The sequence below is a fragment of the Roseovarius sp. MS2 genome, assembly GCF_051447875.1.
Taxonomy (GTDB): Bacteria; Pseudomonadota; Alphaproteobacteria; order Rhodobacterales; family Rhodobacteraceae; genus Roseovarius; species Roseovarius mucosus_A.
In genome coordinates this window covers 1,173,433-1,191,587 of the sequence record NZ_JBKHVF010000001.1, presented here as the reverse complement: position 1 = coordinate 1,191,587, position 18,155 = coordinate 1,173,433, and the positions used below count along the sequence as shown (strand labels likewise).

Genomic DNA, 18,155 nt, shown 5'->3' with positions numbered 1-18,155 from the left:
ACAATGTCCGACTCAGCCATCTGGACCCGCAACGGGATCACCGACACGCGCCTGGTGCGCAGCTTTGCCTATGTGGGCGGCAAATGGGTGGGCGGAGACGAGGCCGCGACCTTTGCCGTCACCAACCCCGCCGATGGCAGTGCCTTGGGTGCTGTGGCCAGCCTCAGTGCCGATCAGGCACGCAAGGCGGTGGATGCGGCGCAGGGCGCATTCGATGGCTGGGCAATGACCCTGCCGCAAGATCGCGCCGCGCTCTTGCGCCGCTGGTTCGATCTCATCCTTGCGCATCGCGAAGACCTCGCGCGGATCATGGTGCTGGAGCAGGGCAAACCCCTTAGTGAAGCGCGCGGCGAGATCGACTATGCCGCAAGTTTCGTGGAATATTACGCCGAAGAGGCCAAGCGCCCCAACATCGAAGGGGTCACAAGCCACCTGCCCGATGCCGAGGTGGAATTGTGGCTAGAGCCGGTGGGCGTGGCCGCCCTTATCACGCCGTGGAATTTCCCCGCAGCGATGCTCACGCGCAAGGCGGCGGCGGCCTTGGCGGCGGGCTGCAGCGTGGTTTCTCATCCTTCAGCCGAGACACCCTATTCGGCACTGGCCCTTGCAGAACTGGCCGAGCGCGCAGGCATCCCGGCGGGTGTGTTCAACGTGGTGACAGGCCACGCGGCAACAGTGGTTGAGCCTTGGACCCAAGACGCCCGCGTCCGCGTTCTCAGCTTTACCGGCTCTACCGACATCGGGCAGTTGCTCTATCGCCAATGCGCGGGCACGGTCAAGAAACTGGTGCTGGAACTGGGCGGCCATGCTCCGGTGATCGTGTTCAAGAATGCCGATCTGGAAACTGCGGTGACCGAGTCGATCAAGGCCAAGTTTGCGACGTCGGGGCAAGACTGTTTGGGGGCTAACCGGATTTACGTAGAGCGGCCAATCTATGACGCCTTTTGCCGACGTTTTACCGACGCCATACAGACGCTCAAAATCGGGCGCGGCATGGACGATCCCGACATCGGCCCGCTGATGAATGAGCGTGCGGTCCGCAAGCAAGAAGAGCATGTGGCGGATGCGCTGGCGCATGGTGCAACGCTTGCCTGTGGCGGCAAGCGCGACCCGCTCGGCCCTCTCTTCTTTCAGCCGACGGTGCTCATGGATGTGCCCGACGGCGCCGCGATCATGCGCGATGAGACCTTTGGCCCGGTGGCGGCGATCACGCCCTTTGACACCGAGGAAGAGGTGGTCGCCCGCGCCAATGCCACGGAATATGGCCTCATTGCCTATCTGCACTGCCATGATCCCCGCCGCATCTACCGGATGACGCGAGCGCTACAATTCGGCATGGTGGCGGTGAACCGCACCAAGGTCACGGGCGCGCCGATCCCCTTTGGTGGGGTCAAGCAATCGGGGCTGGGCCGCGAAGGGGCGCGGCGCGGCATGGAGGAATTCATGGAAATCAAATACGTCTGCCGCGATTGGGCGTGACGATCGGGATTCGAGTATTTTTGGAACGATGAAGCTGGGGGTGCGCCCCCGAGGAAAGGAAACACGATGCTGCGCAACGACCAACTTGATCAATGGGACCGCGAGAATTTCTTTCACCCCTCGACACATCTTGGGCAATTCGCCCGTGGCGAGGCGCCGAACCGGGTGATCAAAGGCGGGCAGGGCTGTCATATCGAGGATCGTGATGGCAATCGCTTTCTCGATGCCTTTGCCGGGCTTTACTGCGTCAACGTCGGCTATGGTCGCCAAGAGATTGCCGAGGCGATTGCCGCGCAGGCGCGCGAACTGGCTTATTATCATGCCTATGTCGGGCATGGCACCGAGGCGTCGATCACCCTGTCCAAAATGATTATGGACCGCGCCCCCAAGGGCATGAGCAAGGTCTATTTTGGCATGTCGGGCTCTGACGCCAATGAAACCAATGTCAAATTGATTTGGTATTACAACAACATCCTCGGGCGGCCCGAAAAGAAAAAGATCATCTCGCGTTGGCGCGGCTATCATGGCTCTGGGCTGATGACCGGCTCGCTTACGGGGCTTGAACTGTTCCACAAGAAGTTCGATCTGCCGTTGGCGCAGGTCGTTCATACCGAAGCGCCCTATTATTTCCGTCGCGCCAATCTGGATCAGACCGAGGCGCAGTTTGTCGCGCATTGTGTGGCCGAGCTTGAGGCACTCATCGCGCGCGAGGGGGCCGATACCATCGCCGCCTTTATCGGCGAGCCGGTGCTGGGCACCGGAGGCATTGTGCCGCCGCCTGCAGGCTATTGGGCCGCCATTCAAGAGGTGCTGCGCAAGCATGACATCCTGCTTGTGGCCGATGAGGTGGTGACGGGCTTTGGTCGTCTGGGCACGATGTTCGGCTCGGACCACTATGGAATGACGCCAGACCTCATCACCATCGCCAAAGGCCTGACAAGCGCCTATGCGCCGCTATCGGGTAGCATCGTCAGCGACCGCATGTGGAAGGTGCTGGAGCAAGGCACGGATGAGAATGGCCCCATCGGCCACGGCTGGACCTATTCGGCGCATCCCATCGGGGCGGCGGCGGGTGTGGCAAATCTCAAGTTGCTCGATGATCTGAACCTGATTGCCAATAACCGCGATGTAGGCGGCTACCTCAATCGGGGCATGGCCGAGGCACTGGGCGCGCATGCCCATGTAGGCGAGGTGCGGGGCGAGGGGATGCTCTGTGCCGTCGAATTCGTCAAGGATCGGCAAAATCGGATATTCTTTGATGCTGCCGACAAGGTGGGCCCACAGATTTCCGCCGCGCTGGCAGCTACCGGTGTTATCGCGCGGGCCATGCCGCAGGGGGACATTCTGGGCTTTGCGCCGCCTTTCTGCCTGACAAAATCAGAGGCGGATGAGGTGATTCACAAAACCACAAAAGCCGTGCAATCCGTGCTGGGATAGGTCGGTTTCCGGTGAAAACACTGCCGAGGCTCGCGTTAAAGCGGAGCGTGCCTCGGTCATTTGCAGGAAATTTGACTTATCTTGCTTCACTTGCAGGCGATTTGACCTGCGCAGGTCGGTTTCGGGAAAAAAGCGCCGCAATCCGCTTGCATGTGAGGGTCCATCTTGTTTTAGTTTCTTCCGAACGCGAGGCAAACGCTTGCGATGAATAATAGGGAGCCGAACTTGGCAGATACCGGGAACAACGATGCGTTCGTTGCGTTTGAACGTGTCCAAAAGAGCTATGACGGCGAAACACTGGTCGTCAAGGATCTGAACCTGACCTTGCCCAAGGGCGAATTTCTGACGATGCTAGGACCGTCGGGGTCGGGCAAAACGACCTGTCTGATGATGCTTGCAGGGTTTGAAACCGCCACCCATGGCGAGATCAAATTGGACGGTGTGAGCATCAACAACATCCCGCCGCACAAACGCGGCATTGGCATGGTGTTCCAGAATTACGCGCTCTTTCCACATATGACGATTGCCGAAAACCTCAGCTTTCCGCTTGAGGTGCGCAAAATCGGCAAGTCCGACCGCGAAGCCAAGGTTAAGCGGGCGCTGGAAATGGTGGAAATGGGTGCCTTTGGCGGGCGTCGTCCGTCGCAGCTGTCTGGGGGCCAACAACAGCGTGTGGCTCTCGCCCGAGCGCTGGTGTTCGAGCCTGAGCTGGTGTTGATGGATGAACCGCTCGGCGCGCTGGACAAGCAATTGCGCGAAAAAATGCAATTCGAAATCACCCATCTTGCGCACAATCTTGGGATTACCACAGTTTATGTGACCCACGATCAGACCGAGGCGCTGACAATGTCTGACCGTGTGGCGGTGTTCAACGATGGCCGCATCCAGCAGATCGCGCCGCCAGATGAATTGTATGAAAGCCCCAAGAACAGCTTTGTCGCGCAGTTCATTGGTGAGAACAACACACTTGAGGGGCGGGTCAAAGAGATCAAGAACGGTATTGCCGTCGTGCAGCCAGACAACGGCGACCTGATTGATGCCAAGCCCGTCAATGTCGAAAAGCCGGGCGACCGCACGCTGATTTCCATTCGGCCTGAGCGGGTCGAATTCAATCGTGACCGGCTGAAGCCGGATGCGCATACGCTCAAGGCCGAAGTGCTGGAGTTCATCTATATGGGTGACATTTTCCGCACACGGCTCCGGGTGGCTGGGTCCGATGATTTTATCATCAAGACCCGCAACGCCCCCGATCAGCGCCGCCTTCAACCGGGCGAGCAGATCGAGATCGGCTGGTTGCCAGAGGATTGCCGCGCGCTGGATGCGCCCCAAGTATAAGAATACGCGCGCCGGTCACGGAACCGGTGCGGGTTGAGCAAGGCCCTCGACGTTCTGCCCGTAGCGCAGGGCCCAACCATCGAAAAACGGGATAAACTGGGAGTATGTTTATGAAACTGACGAAAACCCTGCTCGCGACCACGGCTCTGACCGTTGCTGCGGGCACCGCCGTCACCGCACAGGAAATGGCCAACAGCATGACGATCGTCAGCTGGGGCGGCGCCTATCAGGCGAGCCAAGACAAGGCTTATGTGCAGCCCTACCTTGCTGCTAACCCCGGCGTGACCGCGACTTGGGACGAAAGCTCGGCCGAGGCCGTGGCCAAGCTGCGCGCCATGAACGAGGCAGGCAACATCACTTGGGATCTGGTCGATGTGGTGGCGTCCGACTCGATGCGCCTCTGCGACGAAGGTCTGGCGATGGAAATCGACCACGACACCATGTTGGCCGCGGCCCCCGATGGCACCTCTGCCAGCGATGACTTTGGTGATCTGATTGTCAGCGACTGCTTCATTCCGCAGATCGTTTACTCGACCACCTTCGGCTATCGCACTGATCTTGTGCCTGCCGGCACCGAGCCGCCGACCAGCGTTTGCGACGTGTTCGACCTTGCCAAGTATCCGGGCAAGCGGTCGCTGCAAAAGCGCCCGATCGACAACATGGAATGGGCGCTTTATTGCGACGGCGTTGCCAAGGACGAGATTTACGACGTTCTGGGCACCGACGAGGGTGTAGAGCGCGCGCTGGCCAAACTGGGCACCATCAAGGACCAAGTCGTCTGGTGGTCTGCCGGTGCGGAAACCCCGCAGCTTCTGGCGGATGGCGAAGTGTTCATGGGTTCGACATTCAACGGTCGCCTGTTCTCGGCCATTGCTGAACAGAACCAGCCCATCGCAATGCTGTGGGACATGCAGTCGTTTGACCTTGATGGCTGGATTGTTCCCGCCGGTCTGCCCGCAGACCGTCTGGCGCGCGTGATGGACTTCCTCAAGTTCGGCACCGACACCCAGCGTCTTGCTGATCAGGCGGCGTATATCTCCTACGGTCCGGCGCGTGCGTCTTCGGCACCGTTGGTAGGCAAGCACGCCGAGCTTGGCATCGACATGGCGCCGCATATGCCGACCGATCCGGCAAATGCCTCCAACGTTCACATCTATGACTACGAATGGTGGGCTGACAACCGTGACGATCTGGACGCCAAGTTCCAGTCGTGGCTGGCCCAGTAATCTGGCGACCAATAGAGGTGGGGCCGTACGCGGCCCCACCGCTTCTTTGACCGGGCACAAGACCCGGCCTGAATAATCGGACCATTTCGACGGGGAAGACATGAGCGATAGCACCAACACCGGCCCGATGCTTGCCGCCGATGGCACGCCTCTGAAACGCAGCCTGCGCCGCGCTTTGCGCGCTCAGAAGATGCGAGCGCTGGCGCTGATCGCCCCCCTGTTGCTCTTTGTTCTGCTCACCTTCATCGCGCCGATCATTGATATGCTGTTCCGTTCTGTCGAGAACCAGATCGTGGGCAATACACTGCCAATGACTGTCGAGGAGTTGCGGGATTGGGATTCCGGCGATGCCCCCGACGAGCAGGTGTTCCGCGCCTTGTTCTTTGACCTTTTCCTTGCTGCCGAGGCCAAGGAACACACCAAGCTGGGCAGCCGTCTGAACTACGAGAAAAGCGGCATTTCCTCGCTCTTCCGCACGTCTGGGCGTGACATGAGCGACGTTGGAGAGGTGTTCCAAGACGCATTGCTCGAGGTTGATCCCGCCTTTGACGAGGCCGCGACATGGGTCGAGATGATGTCGGGTGGGGCTGGGGCAGAGCCCAATGAACGGCTGATGTCCAATCAGATTGCCCGCCTAGAAGCGCTGGAAGCCACAGAATTTAGTGGAGATGCCGAATTTCAGCCCGGTGCTGCGATTTCCGACATTCTACCCAATACGGCACGTGCCTATTCGGCCTTTGCGGCCTTTACCCAGTTTGTCGATGGCAAGAGCGTAACCAAGGAAGAGCCATGGGAGGCAGTTCATGCCGCCTTGGCGCTGGACCTTGAAGACCCGGCTACGAAAACGGCCATAGAGACCTATGCCGGACCCGGTGGCGATCTCTTGCGTGCTGCGGCAGCGGCGCAGTTGCCGCCTGTTGCGATGCGCGAAGCCTTTTTCGAGTCGAACAAGGAATGGGCAAATGTGACATTCTGGGAAACCATCAAGACCTATTCGCCGCCCTATACCACCGGCTATTTCCTCAACGCTGTTGATATGGAAAAGACGCCCCAAGGTATCGCCTTGCGCAGCGAAGATGAGCGTATTTATGGCATCCTCTTCCAGCGCACGATGTTCATGTCGCTGATGATTACCTTTTCCTGTGTTGCTTTGGGCTATCCCGTGGCGTGGATTCTGGCAAATCTGCCGTCACGCACCGCGAACCTTCTGATGATCCTTGTCCTGCTGCCATTCTGGACGTCGCTTTTGGTGCGCACCAGCGCGTGGAAGGTGATGTTGCAGCAACAAGGGGTTATCAACGACGTTCTGGTCTGGCTGGGGCTGGTCGCAGATGAGAGCCGATTGGTTATGATCAACAATCAATTCGGCACCATCGTAGCGATGACCCATATTCTGCTGCCCTTCATGATCCTGCCGATGTATTCGGTGATGCAGACCATTCCGCCGACCTATCTGCGCGCCGCCAAATCGCTGGGGGCGAACAATTGGACGGCGTTCTGGCGGGTCTACTTTCCGCAATCGGTGCCGGGCATCGGCGCGGGCTCGATCCTCGTCTTCATCCTTGCCATCGGGTATTACATCACGCCTGAGATTGTGGGCGGCACCACCGGCACGTTCATTTCGAACCGGATCGCCTATCACATCTCGTCCTCGCTCAATTGGGGCTTGGCGGCGGCGCTTGGCACGATCCTGCTTGCCGTGGTCCTCATTCTCTACTGGGCCTATGACAAGATCGTCGGCATCGACAACGTGAAGCTGGGGTAAGAGACATGAACGGATTCACACTGACACCTGTCGAAACCAAGCCACTTTCTTTCTCACTGCCGGTGATCGGCGCTGCAGGGGCCTTTGTTGGGCTGTTTGTCGGCACGGCGCATGGCTCGGGCTTGATGGGAATCGCGATTGGGGCCGTGGCGCTTATGGTCCTTGCCTATCTTGCGCTGGCAGTCTTTGGACTGGGGCAGGAGAAGACCACGCGCTGGGGCCTTATCGCGCTCTTTATCATTGCGGGCGTGCTTCTGGCTGGCTTGCCGGGGTTTGTGCTGGGGGTTCTGTCTGGCTGGTTTTTCTCGTGGTTCATCTTTTGGATCGGCGAAGGACGCTATCGTGCCAATCTGGCACCCTATCTGACCAGTGGGCAGGTGCTTTGGCACTATACGTTCCGGGTGATCTGTGGGGCGATCTTTGTATTTCTGATCACGCCCATTCTTGTGGTGATGCCGCTCAGCTTCAACGCGCAAAACTTCTTTACCTTCACACCGGAAATGCTGCGGTTTGATCCCGCCGGATACAGCCTCAAGCATTATCAGGATTTCTTTACCTCCAGCGGCTGGCAGCAGGCGTTGCGCAATTCGTTGGCGATTGCGCCGGTTGCGACCCTATTGTCGGTCAGTTTTGGCACCTTGGCGGCGATTGGCCTCAGCTCAGAGCATGTGCCGTTCCGCCGCGCGATCATGGCGATTCTGATCTCACCGATGATCGTGCCGCTCATCATTTCTGCGGCAGGGATGTATTTCTTTTATAGCCGCATTGGCTTGCAAGGCACCTATTTCGGCGTGGTTCTGGCGCACGCGGCGCTGGGCATTCCTTTTGTGATCATCACGGTGACGGCCACGCTTGTGGGCTTTGACCGCTCACTCACGCGCGCGGCGGCGAATATGGGCGCAGACCCCGTGACCACCTTCTTTCGGGTGCAGATGCCGCTCATCCTGCCGGGGGTGATTTCGGGCGGGCTCTTCGCATTTATCACCTCGTTCGATGAGGTGGTCGTGGTGCTCTTTGTCGGTTCGGCCAATCAGCAAACCCTGCCCTGGCGCATGTTCACTGGCTTGCGTGAACAGATCAGCCCGACCATTCTGGCGGTGGCGACGCTTCTTGTCGTGATCTCAATCGCGCTTTTGACAACCATGGAATATTTGCGACGCCGGTCTGAGCGGTTGCGCGGCATGAGCCCAAGCTAGTCGCGCATCCCTGACGCCACGTCGCGCTTTGGTCGGGGGAGGTCTCCGGCATAGCGTAACGGGGCAGAGGGAGGCGGGCCATGATCTATGACTACATCATCGTGGGGGGTGGATCGGCGGGCTGCGTGCTTGCGGCGCGGCTAAGCGAGGACCCCGGCCTATCCGTCTGCCTGATTGAGGCGGGCGGGTCTGGGCGCGATATCTTCATTCGTGCGCCGGGCTTGGTGGCAGCGATGGTGTCTGGGCGACCCAAGATCAACAACTGGGCGCTCAAAACTGTGCCACAGCCAGAGTTGAACGGTCGGCAAGGGTTTCAGCCGCGCGGGCGTGCGCTTGGCGGCTCTAGCGCGATCAACGCAATGCTCTATGCACGCGGTCATCCCGGTGATTATGATGAATGGGCCGATCTGGGCTGTGATGGCTGGGACTGGCAGAGCGTGCTGCCATGGTTTCGCACGGCAGAGCGGAACGCGCAGCACGGTGACGCCCTGCATGGCCAATCCGGACCACTACAAGTCACCAACCAAAATGCGCCCCGTGCCATTTCTGAGGCTTTCGTAACCGCGTGTGAGAGCCTGCAAATCCCCCGCAATCCCGATTTCAACGGCGCGACCCAAGAGGGCGCGGGGCATTATCAGGTGACGCAGTTCTTTGACGGCCCCCAGCGCGGTCAACGGTGCTCTGCTGCTGCTGCCTATCTTTTCCCGGTCCTGACACGGCCCAATCTGACGGTGATCACGCAGGCCATGGCTGAGCGGGTGATCTTTGACGGCAAGCGCGCCACCGGCCTACGCTATCGCCACAAAGGGCGGGTGTACGAGGCGCGCGCGCAGCGGGACGTGATCCTGAGCAGCGGCGCTTTTGGCTCTCCGCATCTCTTGATGCTTTCGGGTATCGGCCCGGCCGAGGCTTTGCAGGCGCATGGTATAAGCCCGGTGCATGACCTGCCCGGAGTGGGTGAGAACTTGCAAGATCATCTGGACTATATCCTTGCCGAAACCTCGAGGCGCGATGATGTCATCAGCCTTGATCCCAAGGGCCTCTGGCGTCTGGGAAAGGCGGCGCTTGAATGGCGCAAGACGGGGAAGGGCCCGTTCACCACACCCTATGCTGAGGCCGGAGCCTTTCTGCGCTCTGAGCGCACAGTGTCTCGGCCCGATCTGCAACTGCATTTTGTGATCGGCATTGTCGAAGATCACATGCGAACCCTGCATTTTCGCCCCGGCTATTCGTGTCATGTCTGCGTGCTGCGGCCCCATAGCAGGGGTCGGGTTACGCTACGCTCTGCCCGCCCTCAGGATGCGCCTTTGATTGACCCCGCGTTCCTTAGCGACAGCCGTGATCTGACCCTGATGATGCAAGGTGCGCGGCAGATGGATGCGGTGCTGCGCGCGCCTGCTTTGGCACCTTGGCGCAAAGAGCGGTTGCACCCCCACGACTGGACCGATGCGGCACTTGAGGCCGATATTCGCGCCCGCGCCGACACGATCTATCACCCGGTCGGCACCTGCGCGATGGGGCAGGGCGCTATGGCGGTTGTTGATCCGCAGGCGCGTGTTCATGGGCTTGAGGGGCTGCGCGTGGTCGATGCCTCGATTATGCCCCGCCTCGTGGGGGGCAATACCAACGCGCCCACGATCATGATGGCAGAAAAGATTGCGGCGGCGATGATGGGGCGTTCTGCCCCGGATTAGGCGCGATAACGCGCGAGAAACATCTCAACCGCGCCATTGACCACACGCTCTATATCCGCTGGCTCTACTTCTTTGCACATGCCGCACAAGCTGCGCATAAAGAGATCGCTCTTGCATAGCTCACCAAACTGGTTGGCGGCGAGATCCATGTCGTCGATTTTGAGAATCCCGGCGTCGACGTAGGGGCGCAAGACTTTGCTTAGCCGTTCGCGCACAAGGTCTGGTCCAGAGGCATAAAATCGACGTCCCAATTCGGGAAACCGATGCGCCTCCGATACGCAGATGCGAAACATTTGTTGTCCGAAGTCTGACAAAAAGAACCGAACGATCCGGGTGGCTGCCTCGTGCAAGACATGATCAATGGTCGCGCCCTTAGCGATCACTTCCATCGCCTCTTCGGCCTGCCGGTTGCATTCAAGCCGCGCGACTTCGGAAAAAAGCAGCCGTTTATCCGGGAAATAGCTATAGAGGGTGGCCTTGGACACCTGCGCCTCACGCGCAATTTCGTCGACGCTGGCGCCTTCGAATCCATCGCGCATAAAGACGCGACGCGCCCCTTCGAGCACCTGGTCGAACTTGCGGCCCTTCTTGATTTCAACGGCGGGTGCCGACATCCAATCCCTCCCCACAGGTCGGAACAGTGTAGTCGGCGCATGCCCGTAACCGCAAGCCCGTCTGCGCGCGGTCACGGGAGGCTGTTTCTGACGCAGATTATCGGTCGATTCCTGCATTACCTTGTGTCACGGGGGCAGGCGCGGGCGCAGGGTAGGTCAGTGTCGGTGTCAGGCTGTTGGTGTCAAAGCTGAAAGCCAAGACAGGGGCCGCGATGAGGCTGAGCGAGAGGGTAAGAACGATCAAGGCGCTTTTCATATCGAACTCCATAACTGAACTGTTGCGTTCAGATATATAACTAAACAGATCGGTTTAGAAATCAAGATAAAAATGAACCGAGTAGTTCACTTTTGCCCATACATCCCCCTTTGCCTTCGTAGAATGTAGCGCTAAACTGATTTAGAATAATTCTAACTGAGGTGTCCGATGATTCCCGGTATGACGTCCCGCCGCCGTTTTCGCGATCTCAGCGAGCAAGAAATTCTCGCATTGGCGATCTCCTCGGAAGAGGATGACGCGCGCATCTATCGTTCTTATGCAGAGATGTTGCGGCAAGATTTTCCGGATACCGCTGCCATCTTTGATGGGATGGCGACCGAAGAAGATGGCCACCGTCACCGCCTGATCGAACTGCACCGCAGCCGGTTTGGCGAGGTGATCCCCCTGATCCGGCGCGAGCATGTTGCCGGGTTCTATGCGCGACGTCCTGTCTGGCTGATTGAAAACCTCGGGATCGAGCGTATCCGCGACGAGGCCGAGGCGATGGAGCGCGATGCTGGTGCGTTTTATCTCAAGGCGGCACAGCGCACCACCGATGCCGACACCCGCAAGTTGCTTGGGGATCTCGCCGCCGCCGAGGCTGGTCATCAAACCCGCGCCGAAGAGCTTGAGGCTGAGCACCTTGATGCCGATGCGCGCGACGCCGAGGATCGCACCGCCAAACGCCAGTTTGTATTGACATGGGTGCAGCCGGGGCTTGCCGGATTGATGGATGGCTCCGTGTCCACGCTCGCCCCGATCTTTGCCACGGCCTTTGCCACGCAGGACACCTGGACCACGTTTCTTGTTGGTCTTGCGGCCAGTGTCGGCGCAGGCATTTCCATGGGCTTTACCGAGGCTGCCAGCGACGATGGCGAACTCTCTGGGCGCGGCAGCCCGATCAAGCGCGGTTTTGCCTCTGGGATCATGACCACCGTTGGCGGGTTGGGCCATGCGTTGCCTTATCTCATTCCGGATTTCTGGACTGCCACAATCATCGCCTTTGTGGTGGTGTTCATCGAGCTTTGGGCGATTGCCTGGATTCAGAACAAATATATGGAAACGCCGTTCTTTCGCGCGGCGTTTCAGGTTGTTCTGGGCGGTGCGCTGGTCTTTGCCGCTGGCGTGCTGATCGGCAGTGGCTGACGGGCCATAGCAAGTGTTGCGACGAAAGGATGAATGGCGGCGATTGACCCTGCCCCTCAACCTGCTACCACACAACGCATGCTAAGTATCTTTCTCCAGACCCTACCTTTCTTCATGATCATCGGGCTAGGGTATGGCGCCGGGCGCACCGGGTTCTTTCCCGAGGAGGCGACGGCGTGGTTGACGAAGTTCGTCTTTTACTTTGCTCTTTCGGCGATGCTGTTCCGCTTTTCGGCCAATCTCACGCTGGCGGATGTGTTGGATTGGAATTTCATTCTCGCCTACCTCTGGGCCACGGCCTTTGTCTATGGCATCGCCACGGCAGTAGCGCTGGTGCGCCGCGTGAATATTCAAGAGGTCGCTATCGAGGCCCAATGCGCGGTCATCGGCAACGTTGGTTTTCTGGGTGTGCCGATGCTGGCCATGCTGATGGGGGAAGCGGCGATTGGCTGGGTGATGATCGTCTTGGCGGTGGACCTTATCGTATTTGGCTCGCTTGTGGTGATCCTGATTACCGGCACGCGGGATGGTCGGCTCAGCCTTGGTATCTTGCGCACCGTCGGAATGGGTCTTTTGAAGAACCCGATGATCGTCTCGATCGTGCTGGGCCTCACATGGTCCGGCCTGCGCCTGCCTATTCCAGATCCGATCAACGATTTCGTGCGCATTCTGGGCGGGGCGGCCACCCCCGGTGCGCTCTTTGCCATCGGCGCATCGCTCGCGTCGAAATCGGCTGAGCGACCTCATATCGCGGGGTGGCTTTCTTTTGCAAACTTGTGCTGCACCCGGTTTTCGTGGCCTTTGCCGTGCTCGTCCTGTTCGAGGTTGATCCCTACGCCGGGGCGGTGATGATTGCGGCGGCAAGTCTGCCCGTGGCGGGAAATGTCTTTATGCTCGCCCAGCATTATGGCGTGGCACCCAAGCGTGTGTCGTCCTCGATCCTGATTTCAACTGGCGCTGCCATAGTCACGGTGTCGCTTGTGATCGGTTGGGTGAACCAACTTTACTGAACAGTCCTACGGACGTGAGAGGAGAACATGATGAAAACGGTTTCGGAAAATACCTGTTTTGGTGGCACGCAGGGCGTCTATACCCACGCCTCCGAGGTGTGTGGCGTTGACATGACCTTTGGCCTCTTCCTGCCGGCTGAGGCGCAGGATGGGCCGGTGCCGGTGCTGTGGTATCTCTCGGGCCTGACCTGCACCCATGAGAATGCCATGGTCAAGGCCGGCGCACAGGGTTGGGCGGCAGAGCAGGGCATCGCACTGGTGTTTCCGGATACAAGCCCGCGCGGCGAGGGTGTGGCCAATGATGACGCCTATGATCTGGGGCAGGGGGCCGGGTTCTATGTGAATGCCACGCAATCCCCTTGGGCGCCGCATTTCCGGATGTGGGATTATATCGCCACGGAATTGCCTGCGCTCATTGGTGAGAATTTTGCCGTGGACATGGACCGTCAGGCCATTACCGGGCATTCGATGGGGGGGCATGGCGCGTTGACGCTGGCGATGTCACTGCCGGGGCGGTTCCGGTCAGTGTCGGCCTTTTCCCCCATTTGCAATCCCACCAACAGCGATTGGGGCCGCAAGCAATTCACGGCCTATCTGGGCGCAGACGAAGCCGCCTGGGCAGCGCATGATGCCAGCCTGCTGATGGCAGAGCGTGGATTTGACGGGCCGGTTCTGGTGGATACCGGCACCAAGGACCAATTCCTTGACCTGCTGCGCCCCGAAACGCTGGCCCATGCCATGACCGCCCGCCGCCAAGAGGGCACGTTCCGGATGCAAAGGGGCTATGACCACAGCTATTTCTTCATCTCGACCTTCATGGAGGATCACGTGACCTTCCATGCCGAGGCGCTCTATGCGGATTAAGACATGAGCCATTATGATCTGATCATCGTTGGCTCGGGTCCTGCGGGGCGCGCCGCCGCCATTCAGGCGGGCAAGCTCAAGCGTCGCGTGTTGGTGATTGACCGCAAGGACCGGTTGGGCGGCGTGTCGGTGCATACCGGCACGATCCCGTCCAAGACGCTGCGCGAGACGGTGCTCAACCTGTCGGGTTGGCGTGAGCGCAGCTTTTATGGCCGCGCTTACCGGGTCAAGGACAACATCGGTGCCGAGGATCTCAAGGCGCGGTTGCACATGACCTTGGATCACGAGGTTGATGTTCTGGAACATCAGTTCAACCGCAACCACGTGGATACGCTGCATGGAATGGCGCGCTTTGTTGATGCCTATACCATCGAGGTTGCAACCGAGGCGGGCGATGTCACGCGCCTGACTGCTGACCGCTTTCTGATCTCGACCGGGACCAAGACCCATCGCCCCGACACTGTGCCCTTTAACGGGCGCACCGTGGTGGACAGCGATGAGTTTCTGGAGCTTGCCCGGATTCCGCGCAGTCTGATCGTGGTGGGCGCGGGCGTGATCGGGGTGGAATATGCCACGATGTTTTCCGCACTCGACGTGCGTGTGACCTTGATCGAGCCACGCGATACATTTCTCGATTTCATCGACCGGATGCTCATTCAGGATTTCACCCATCAGATCCGCGAGAATGGCGTTGATCTGCGGCTGGGGTCCGCGATCGAGCGGATCGAGGACGCGGGCGAGCATATCGAGGTGAGCCTTGCCAATGGTCGCCACGTGCGCGCCGAAATGCTGCTCTTTGCTGCGGGGCGGATGGGGGCCACTTCGGCGCTCAATCTGGCGGCGGCGGGGCTGACGACGGATCATCGCAACCGTATTGAGGTTAATCGCAAGACCTATCAAACGGCTGTGCCGCATATCTATGCTGCGGGTGATGTGATCGGGCATCCAAGCCTTGCCTCGACCTCTGTGCAACAAGGGCGCGTTGCGGCCTGTCATGCGCTCGACATCCCGACCCTGCCTGAAAGCCCGTGGTTTCCGTACGGCATCTATTCTGTGCCAGAAATTTCCACCTGCGGCATGTCGGAAGAGGAAATGCAGACGCGCGGCATCCCCTATGAGGTGGGCGTTGCACGGTTCCGCGAAACCAGCCGCGGGCATATCATGGGGCTGGAACATGGCATGCTGAAAATGCTGTTTTCGCTCAAGACGCGTCGGGTTCTGGGCGTGCAGATTGTAGGCGAGGGGGCAACGGAACTCATCCACATTGCGCAGGCGGTTTTGAACCTCAAAGGCACGGTGGATTATTTCGTGCAGAACACCTTCAATTATCCCACCTTGGCCGAGGCCTATAAAATCGCGGGGCTTGATGCCTTCAACCGGATGCCCATTCCCGAGGAATACAAGGTAAAGCGCGAGGCAGCCAACCCAGAGGCTTCCTGACGGTGTATACGATTAAAAACGCCCCCCTGAGCAATCAGAGGGGCGTTTTCACGATCAATGAACCACAGCGTCCTGCGGGGGCTCTTGTGTAGTGCTGCCAACCCGGTTTCCGATGATCAACCCTTCGGGGCCTGCTGTAACCGGCACCACCGCCCCATCGAGGATTTCCCCGGACAAGAGCGCCTCTGCCAGAGGGTCTTGCAACGCGCGCTGGATCACCCGCTTGAGCGGACGCGCGCCGTAGACCGGATCATAGCCTTCATCCGCCAGCCATTTATGGGCCGCGTCATCCAGCGCCAGCGTGATCTTGCGGGCGGCCAGACGTTTCAGCAGCCGCGACATCTGGATATCGACGATGCCATCCATCTGTGGCCGCGTGAGGCGGTCAAACACCACGATCTCATCCAGCCGGTTCAGGAACTCGGGCCGGAAATGCGACCGCACCGCGTCCATCACATCGCGCTTGGCGGTGGCAGCATCGGCCCCTTCTGGCAATTGGCTCAGAGCTTGGCTCCCAAGGTTCGACGTAAGGATGATCAGCGTTTGCTTGAAATCCACGGTGCGGCCCTGACCATCGGTCAGCACACCATCATCAAGCACCTGCAAAAGCACGTTGAACACCTCTGGATGCGCCTTTTCGACCTCGTCGAACAGGACCACCTGGTAGGGCCTGCGGCGCACGGCCTCGGTCAAGACACCGCCCTCGTCATAGCCGACATAGCCCGGAGGCGCACCGATCAGACGCGAGACCGAATGTTTCTCCATGAACTCGCTCATGTCGATCCGGACCATGGCACTGTCGTCGTCAAATAGGAATTCTGCCACGGCCTTGGTCAATTCGGTCTTGCCCACGCCGGTTGGCCCGAGAAAGAGGAAACTGCCCAAGGGGCGCCCCTCGTCGTTCAGCCCGGCGCGCGCGCGGCGCACGGCATTGGCCACGGCCTTGACGGCGGTGTTCTGCCCGATCACGCGGCGATGCAGGTTGGCTTCCATCCCGAGCAGCTTGTCGCGCTCGCCCTCCAGCATCTTGGCTGTGGGAATGCCGGTCCAGCGTTCCACCACCTGCGCGATTTGCTCGGGGCGCACGGCCTCTTCGACCATGACGCCATCATCGCCTTGGGTTTCAGCCTCGGCCAGCTTTTTCTCCAGCCCCGGAATGACACCATAGCTCAGCTCACCGGCACGCGCGAGATTGCCCTCGCGCTTGGCGATGTCCAGCTCGGCGCGCGCGCGGTCAAGCTGTTCTTTGAGGTCGCGCGCACCGGCCAGCTTGTCGCGCTCAGCCTGCCACTTGGCGGTCATCTCGGATGAGCGCTGTTGCAGATCGCCCAGCTCTCTTTCCAGCTTTTCCAGCCGATCCTTGCTGGCGGCGTCGTCCTCTTTCTTGAGCGCTTCGGCCTCGATCTGCTTTTGCAGGATTTCGCGGTCAAGCGCGTCCAACTCTTCGGGCTTGCTGTCCACTTCCATACGCAGCCGACTTGCGGCCTCGTCCATCAGGTCGATGGCCTTGTCGGGCAAGAACCGGTCGGTAATGTAGCGATGCGAGAGCGTGGCGGCGGCGACAAGCGCCGAGTCAGAGATGCGCACACCGTGGTGCAACTCATACTTTTCCTTGATGCCGCGCAGGATCGAAATCGTATCCTCGACCGTTGGCTCCTCGACCACCAGCGGTTGGAACCGGCGGGCAAGGGCCGCATCCTTTTCTACATGCTTTCGATATTCATCGAGCGTCGTTGCCCCGATACAGTGCAATTCACCACGCGCGAGGGCGGGCTTGATCAGGTTTGCGGCATCCATCGCGCCATCGGCCTTGCCGGCACCGACCAGCGTGTGCATCTCGTCGATGAATAGGATGATTTCGCCTGCGGCCTGCGTCACCTCGTTCAGCACGCCCTTGAGCCGCTCTTCGAACTCGCCGCGATATTTCGCCCCGGCAATCAGCGCGCCCATATCAAGCGACAAGAGCCGCTTGTTGCGCAGAGATTCCGGCACGTCGCCATTGACGATGCGCAGGGCAAGGCCCTCGGCGATGGCGGTTTTACCCACCCCCGGCTCCCCGATCAAAACCGGGTTGTTCTTGGTGCGACGGCTGAGCACCTGCATGGCGCGGCGGATTTCATCGTCGCGACCGATGATAGGGTCAATCTTGCCCTCACGTGCTGCTTTGGTCAGGTCACGGGCGTATTTCTCGAGCGCCTCGTAGGTGTCCTCTGCCGATGCGGAATCTGCCGTGCGCCCCTTGCGGATATCATTGATCGCTTCGTTGAGCTTTTGCGCCGAGACAGCCCCTGCCTCTAGCGCATCCTTGGCTGGGGATTTCACCAGGGCCAGCGCGGTCAGGATGCGTTCCACGGGAACAAAGCTGTCGCCCGCCTTTTGTGCCAGTTTCTCGGCCTCGGCCAGAACCTTGCCGGTCTGCTGATCCATATAGGTTTGCCCAGCATCGCCAGACACGCGTGGGATTTTGGCCAGAGCGATGTCATTCGCTTGCGTCACGCGTTCGGGCGCGCCACCGGCGCGTTTGATCAGGTTGCTGGCCAGCCCCTCGGGGTCGTCAAGCAAGGCTTTCAGGATATGTTCTGGGGATAGTTTCTGATGGCTTTCGCGCATCGCGATGGTCTGGGCGGCCTGAATGAAACCACGCGACCGTTCCGTGAACTTGTTGAAGTCCATGGGCTTTCTCCTTTTGACAA

13 protein-coding genes and 1 pseudogene are annotated in these 18,155 nt (G+C 59.6%); 11 read left to right on the top strand and 3 right to left on the bottom strand.

Features of this window, described 5'->3' with window-relative positions; genetic code table 11:
* The first annotated feature begins 3 nt into the window (after positions 1–3).
* The 7 genes from ACLGGT_RS05925 to ACLGGT_RS05895 all read left to right on the top strand — a co-directional run bounded on the left by ACLGGT_RS05925 (position 4) and on the right by ACLGGT_RS05895 (position 10,132).
* A complete protein-coding gene (locus ACLGGT_RS05925; protein WP_437195277.1) occupies positions 4–1,479 on the top strand; it encodes an NAD-dependent succinate-semialdehyde dehydrogenase in 1,476 nt (491 codons plus the stop codon).
* 66 nt (positions 1,480–1,545) lie between these two features.
* Entirely contained in the window at positions 1,546–2,916 is a 1,371-nt protein-coding gene (locus ACLGGT_RS05920) for an aspartate aminotransferase family protein (protein WP_437195276.1), read from the top strand.
* A 225-nt stretch (positions 2,917–3,141) separates the two neighbouring features.
* On the top strand, positions 3,142–4,251 hold the full coding sequence (locus tag ACLGGT_RS05915; protein WP_437195274.1) for an ABC transporter ATP-binding protein: 1,110 nt from the start codon (positions 3,142–3,144) through the stop codon (positions 4,249–4,251).
* Between the two features lie 110 nt (positions 4,252–4,361).
* Positions 4,362–5,477, top strand: a complete 1,116-nt coding sequence (locus ACLGGT_RS05910) for an extracellular solute-binding protein (protein ID WP_037298680.1) — start codon at positions 4,362–4,364, stop codon at positions 5,475–5,477.
* A 100-nt stretch (positions 5,478–5,577) separates the two neighbouring features.
* Entirely contained in the window at positions 5,578–7,242 is a 1,665-nt protein-coding gene (locus tag ACLGGT_RS05905) for an ABC transporter permease (protein WP_375554595.1), read from the top strand.
* Positions 7,243–7,247: 5 nt separating this feature from the next.
* Positions 7,248–8,438, top strand: coding sequence for an ABC transporter permease (locus tag ACLGGT_RS05900; protein ID WP_081507343.1), 1,191 nt, complete (start codon positions 7,248–7,250; stop codon positions 8,436–8,438).
* 80 nt (positions 8,439–8,518) lie between these two features.
* Positions 8,519–10,132, top strand: a complete 1,614-nt coding sequence (locus tag ACLGGT_RS05895) for a GMC family oxidoreductase (protein WP_437195271.1) — start codon at positions 8,519–8,521, stop codon at positions 10,130–10,132.
* Here the strand turns inward: ACLGGT_RS05895 and ACLGGT_RS05890 are convergent.
* The gene (locus ACLGGT_RS05890; RefSeq protein ID WP_008279784.1) at positions 10,129–10,746 is read right to left on the bottom strand and encodes a TetR/AcrR family transcriptional regulator; all 618 of its coding nucleotides are present in this window, start codon (positions 10,744–10,746) and stop codon (positions 10,129–10,131) included. The genes ACLGGT_RS05895 and ACLGGT_RS05890 overlap by 4 nt on opposite strands.
* Before the next feature lie 97 nt (positions 10,747–10,843).
* Positions 10,844–11,002 (bottom strand): hypothetical protein, encoded by a 159-nt coding sequence (locus tag ACLGGT_RS05885; protein WP_162655199.1) that lies wholly within the window; start codon positions 11,000–11,002, stop codon positions 10,844–10,846.
* A gap of 168 nt (positions 11,003–11,170) precedes the next feature.
* On the opposite strand from ACLGGT_RS05885, the gene mbfA reads away from it, so the two are divergent.
* From mbfA to sthA, 4 genes and pseudogenes are all read left to right on the top strand, one after another.
* Positions 11,171–12,148: an iron exporter MbfA gene (gene mbfA, locus ACLGGT_RS05880; RefSeq protein WP_008279782.1), complete on the top strand. Its 978-nt coding sequence runs from the start codon at positions 11,171–11,173 to the stop codon at positions 12,146–12,148.
* A gap of 78 nt (positions 12,149–12,226) precedes the next feature.
* Positions 12,227–13,158 (top strand): annotated as a pseudogene (locus ACLGGT_RS05875) (AEC family transporter).
* Between the two features lie 30 nt (positions 13,159–13,188).
* A complete protein-coding gene (gene fghA / locus ACLGGT_RS05870) occupies positions 13,189–14,022 on the top strand; it encodes an S-formylglutathione hydrolase (protein ID WP_437195268.1) in 834 nt (277 codons plus the stop codon).
* Between the two features lie 3 nt (positions 14,023–14,025).
* Positions 14,026–15,462: a Si-specific NAD(P)(+) transhydrogenase gene (sthA, locus tag ACLGGT_RS05865; RefSeq protein ID WP_008279779.1), complete on the top strand. Its 1,437-nt coding sequence runs from the start codon at positions 14,026–14,028 to the stop codon at positions 15,460–15,462.
* A 54-nt stretch (positions 15,463–15,516) separates the two neighbouring features.
* Here sthA and clpB read toward each other — a convergent pair whose 3' ends face one another.
* Positions 15,517–18,135 carry an ATP-dependent chaperone ClpB gene (clpB, locus tag ACLGGT_RS05860; protein WP_008279778.1) on the bottom strand — a complete coding sequence of 873 codons (2,619 nt, stop codon included), beginning with the start codon at positions 18,133–18,135 and terminating at the stop codon, positions 15,517–15,519.
* Between the last annotated feature and the right edge of the window lie 20 nt (positions 18,136–18,155).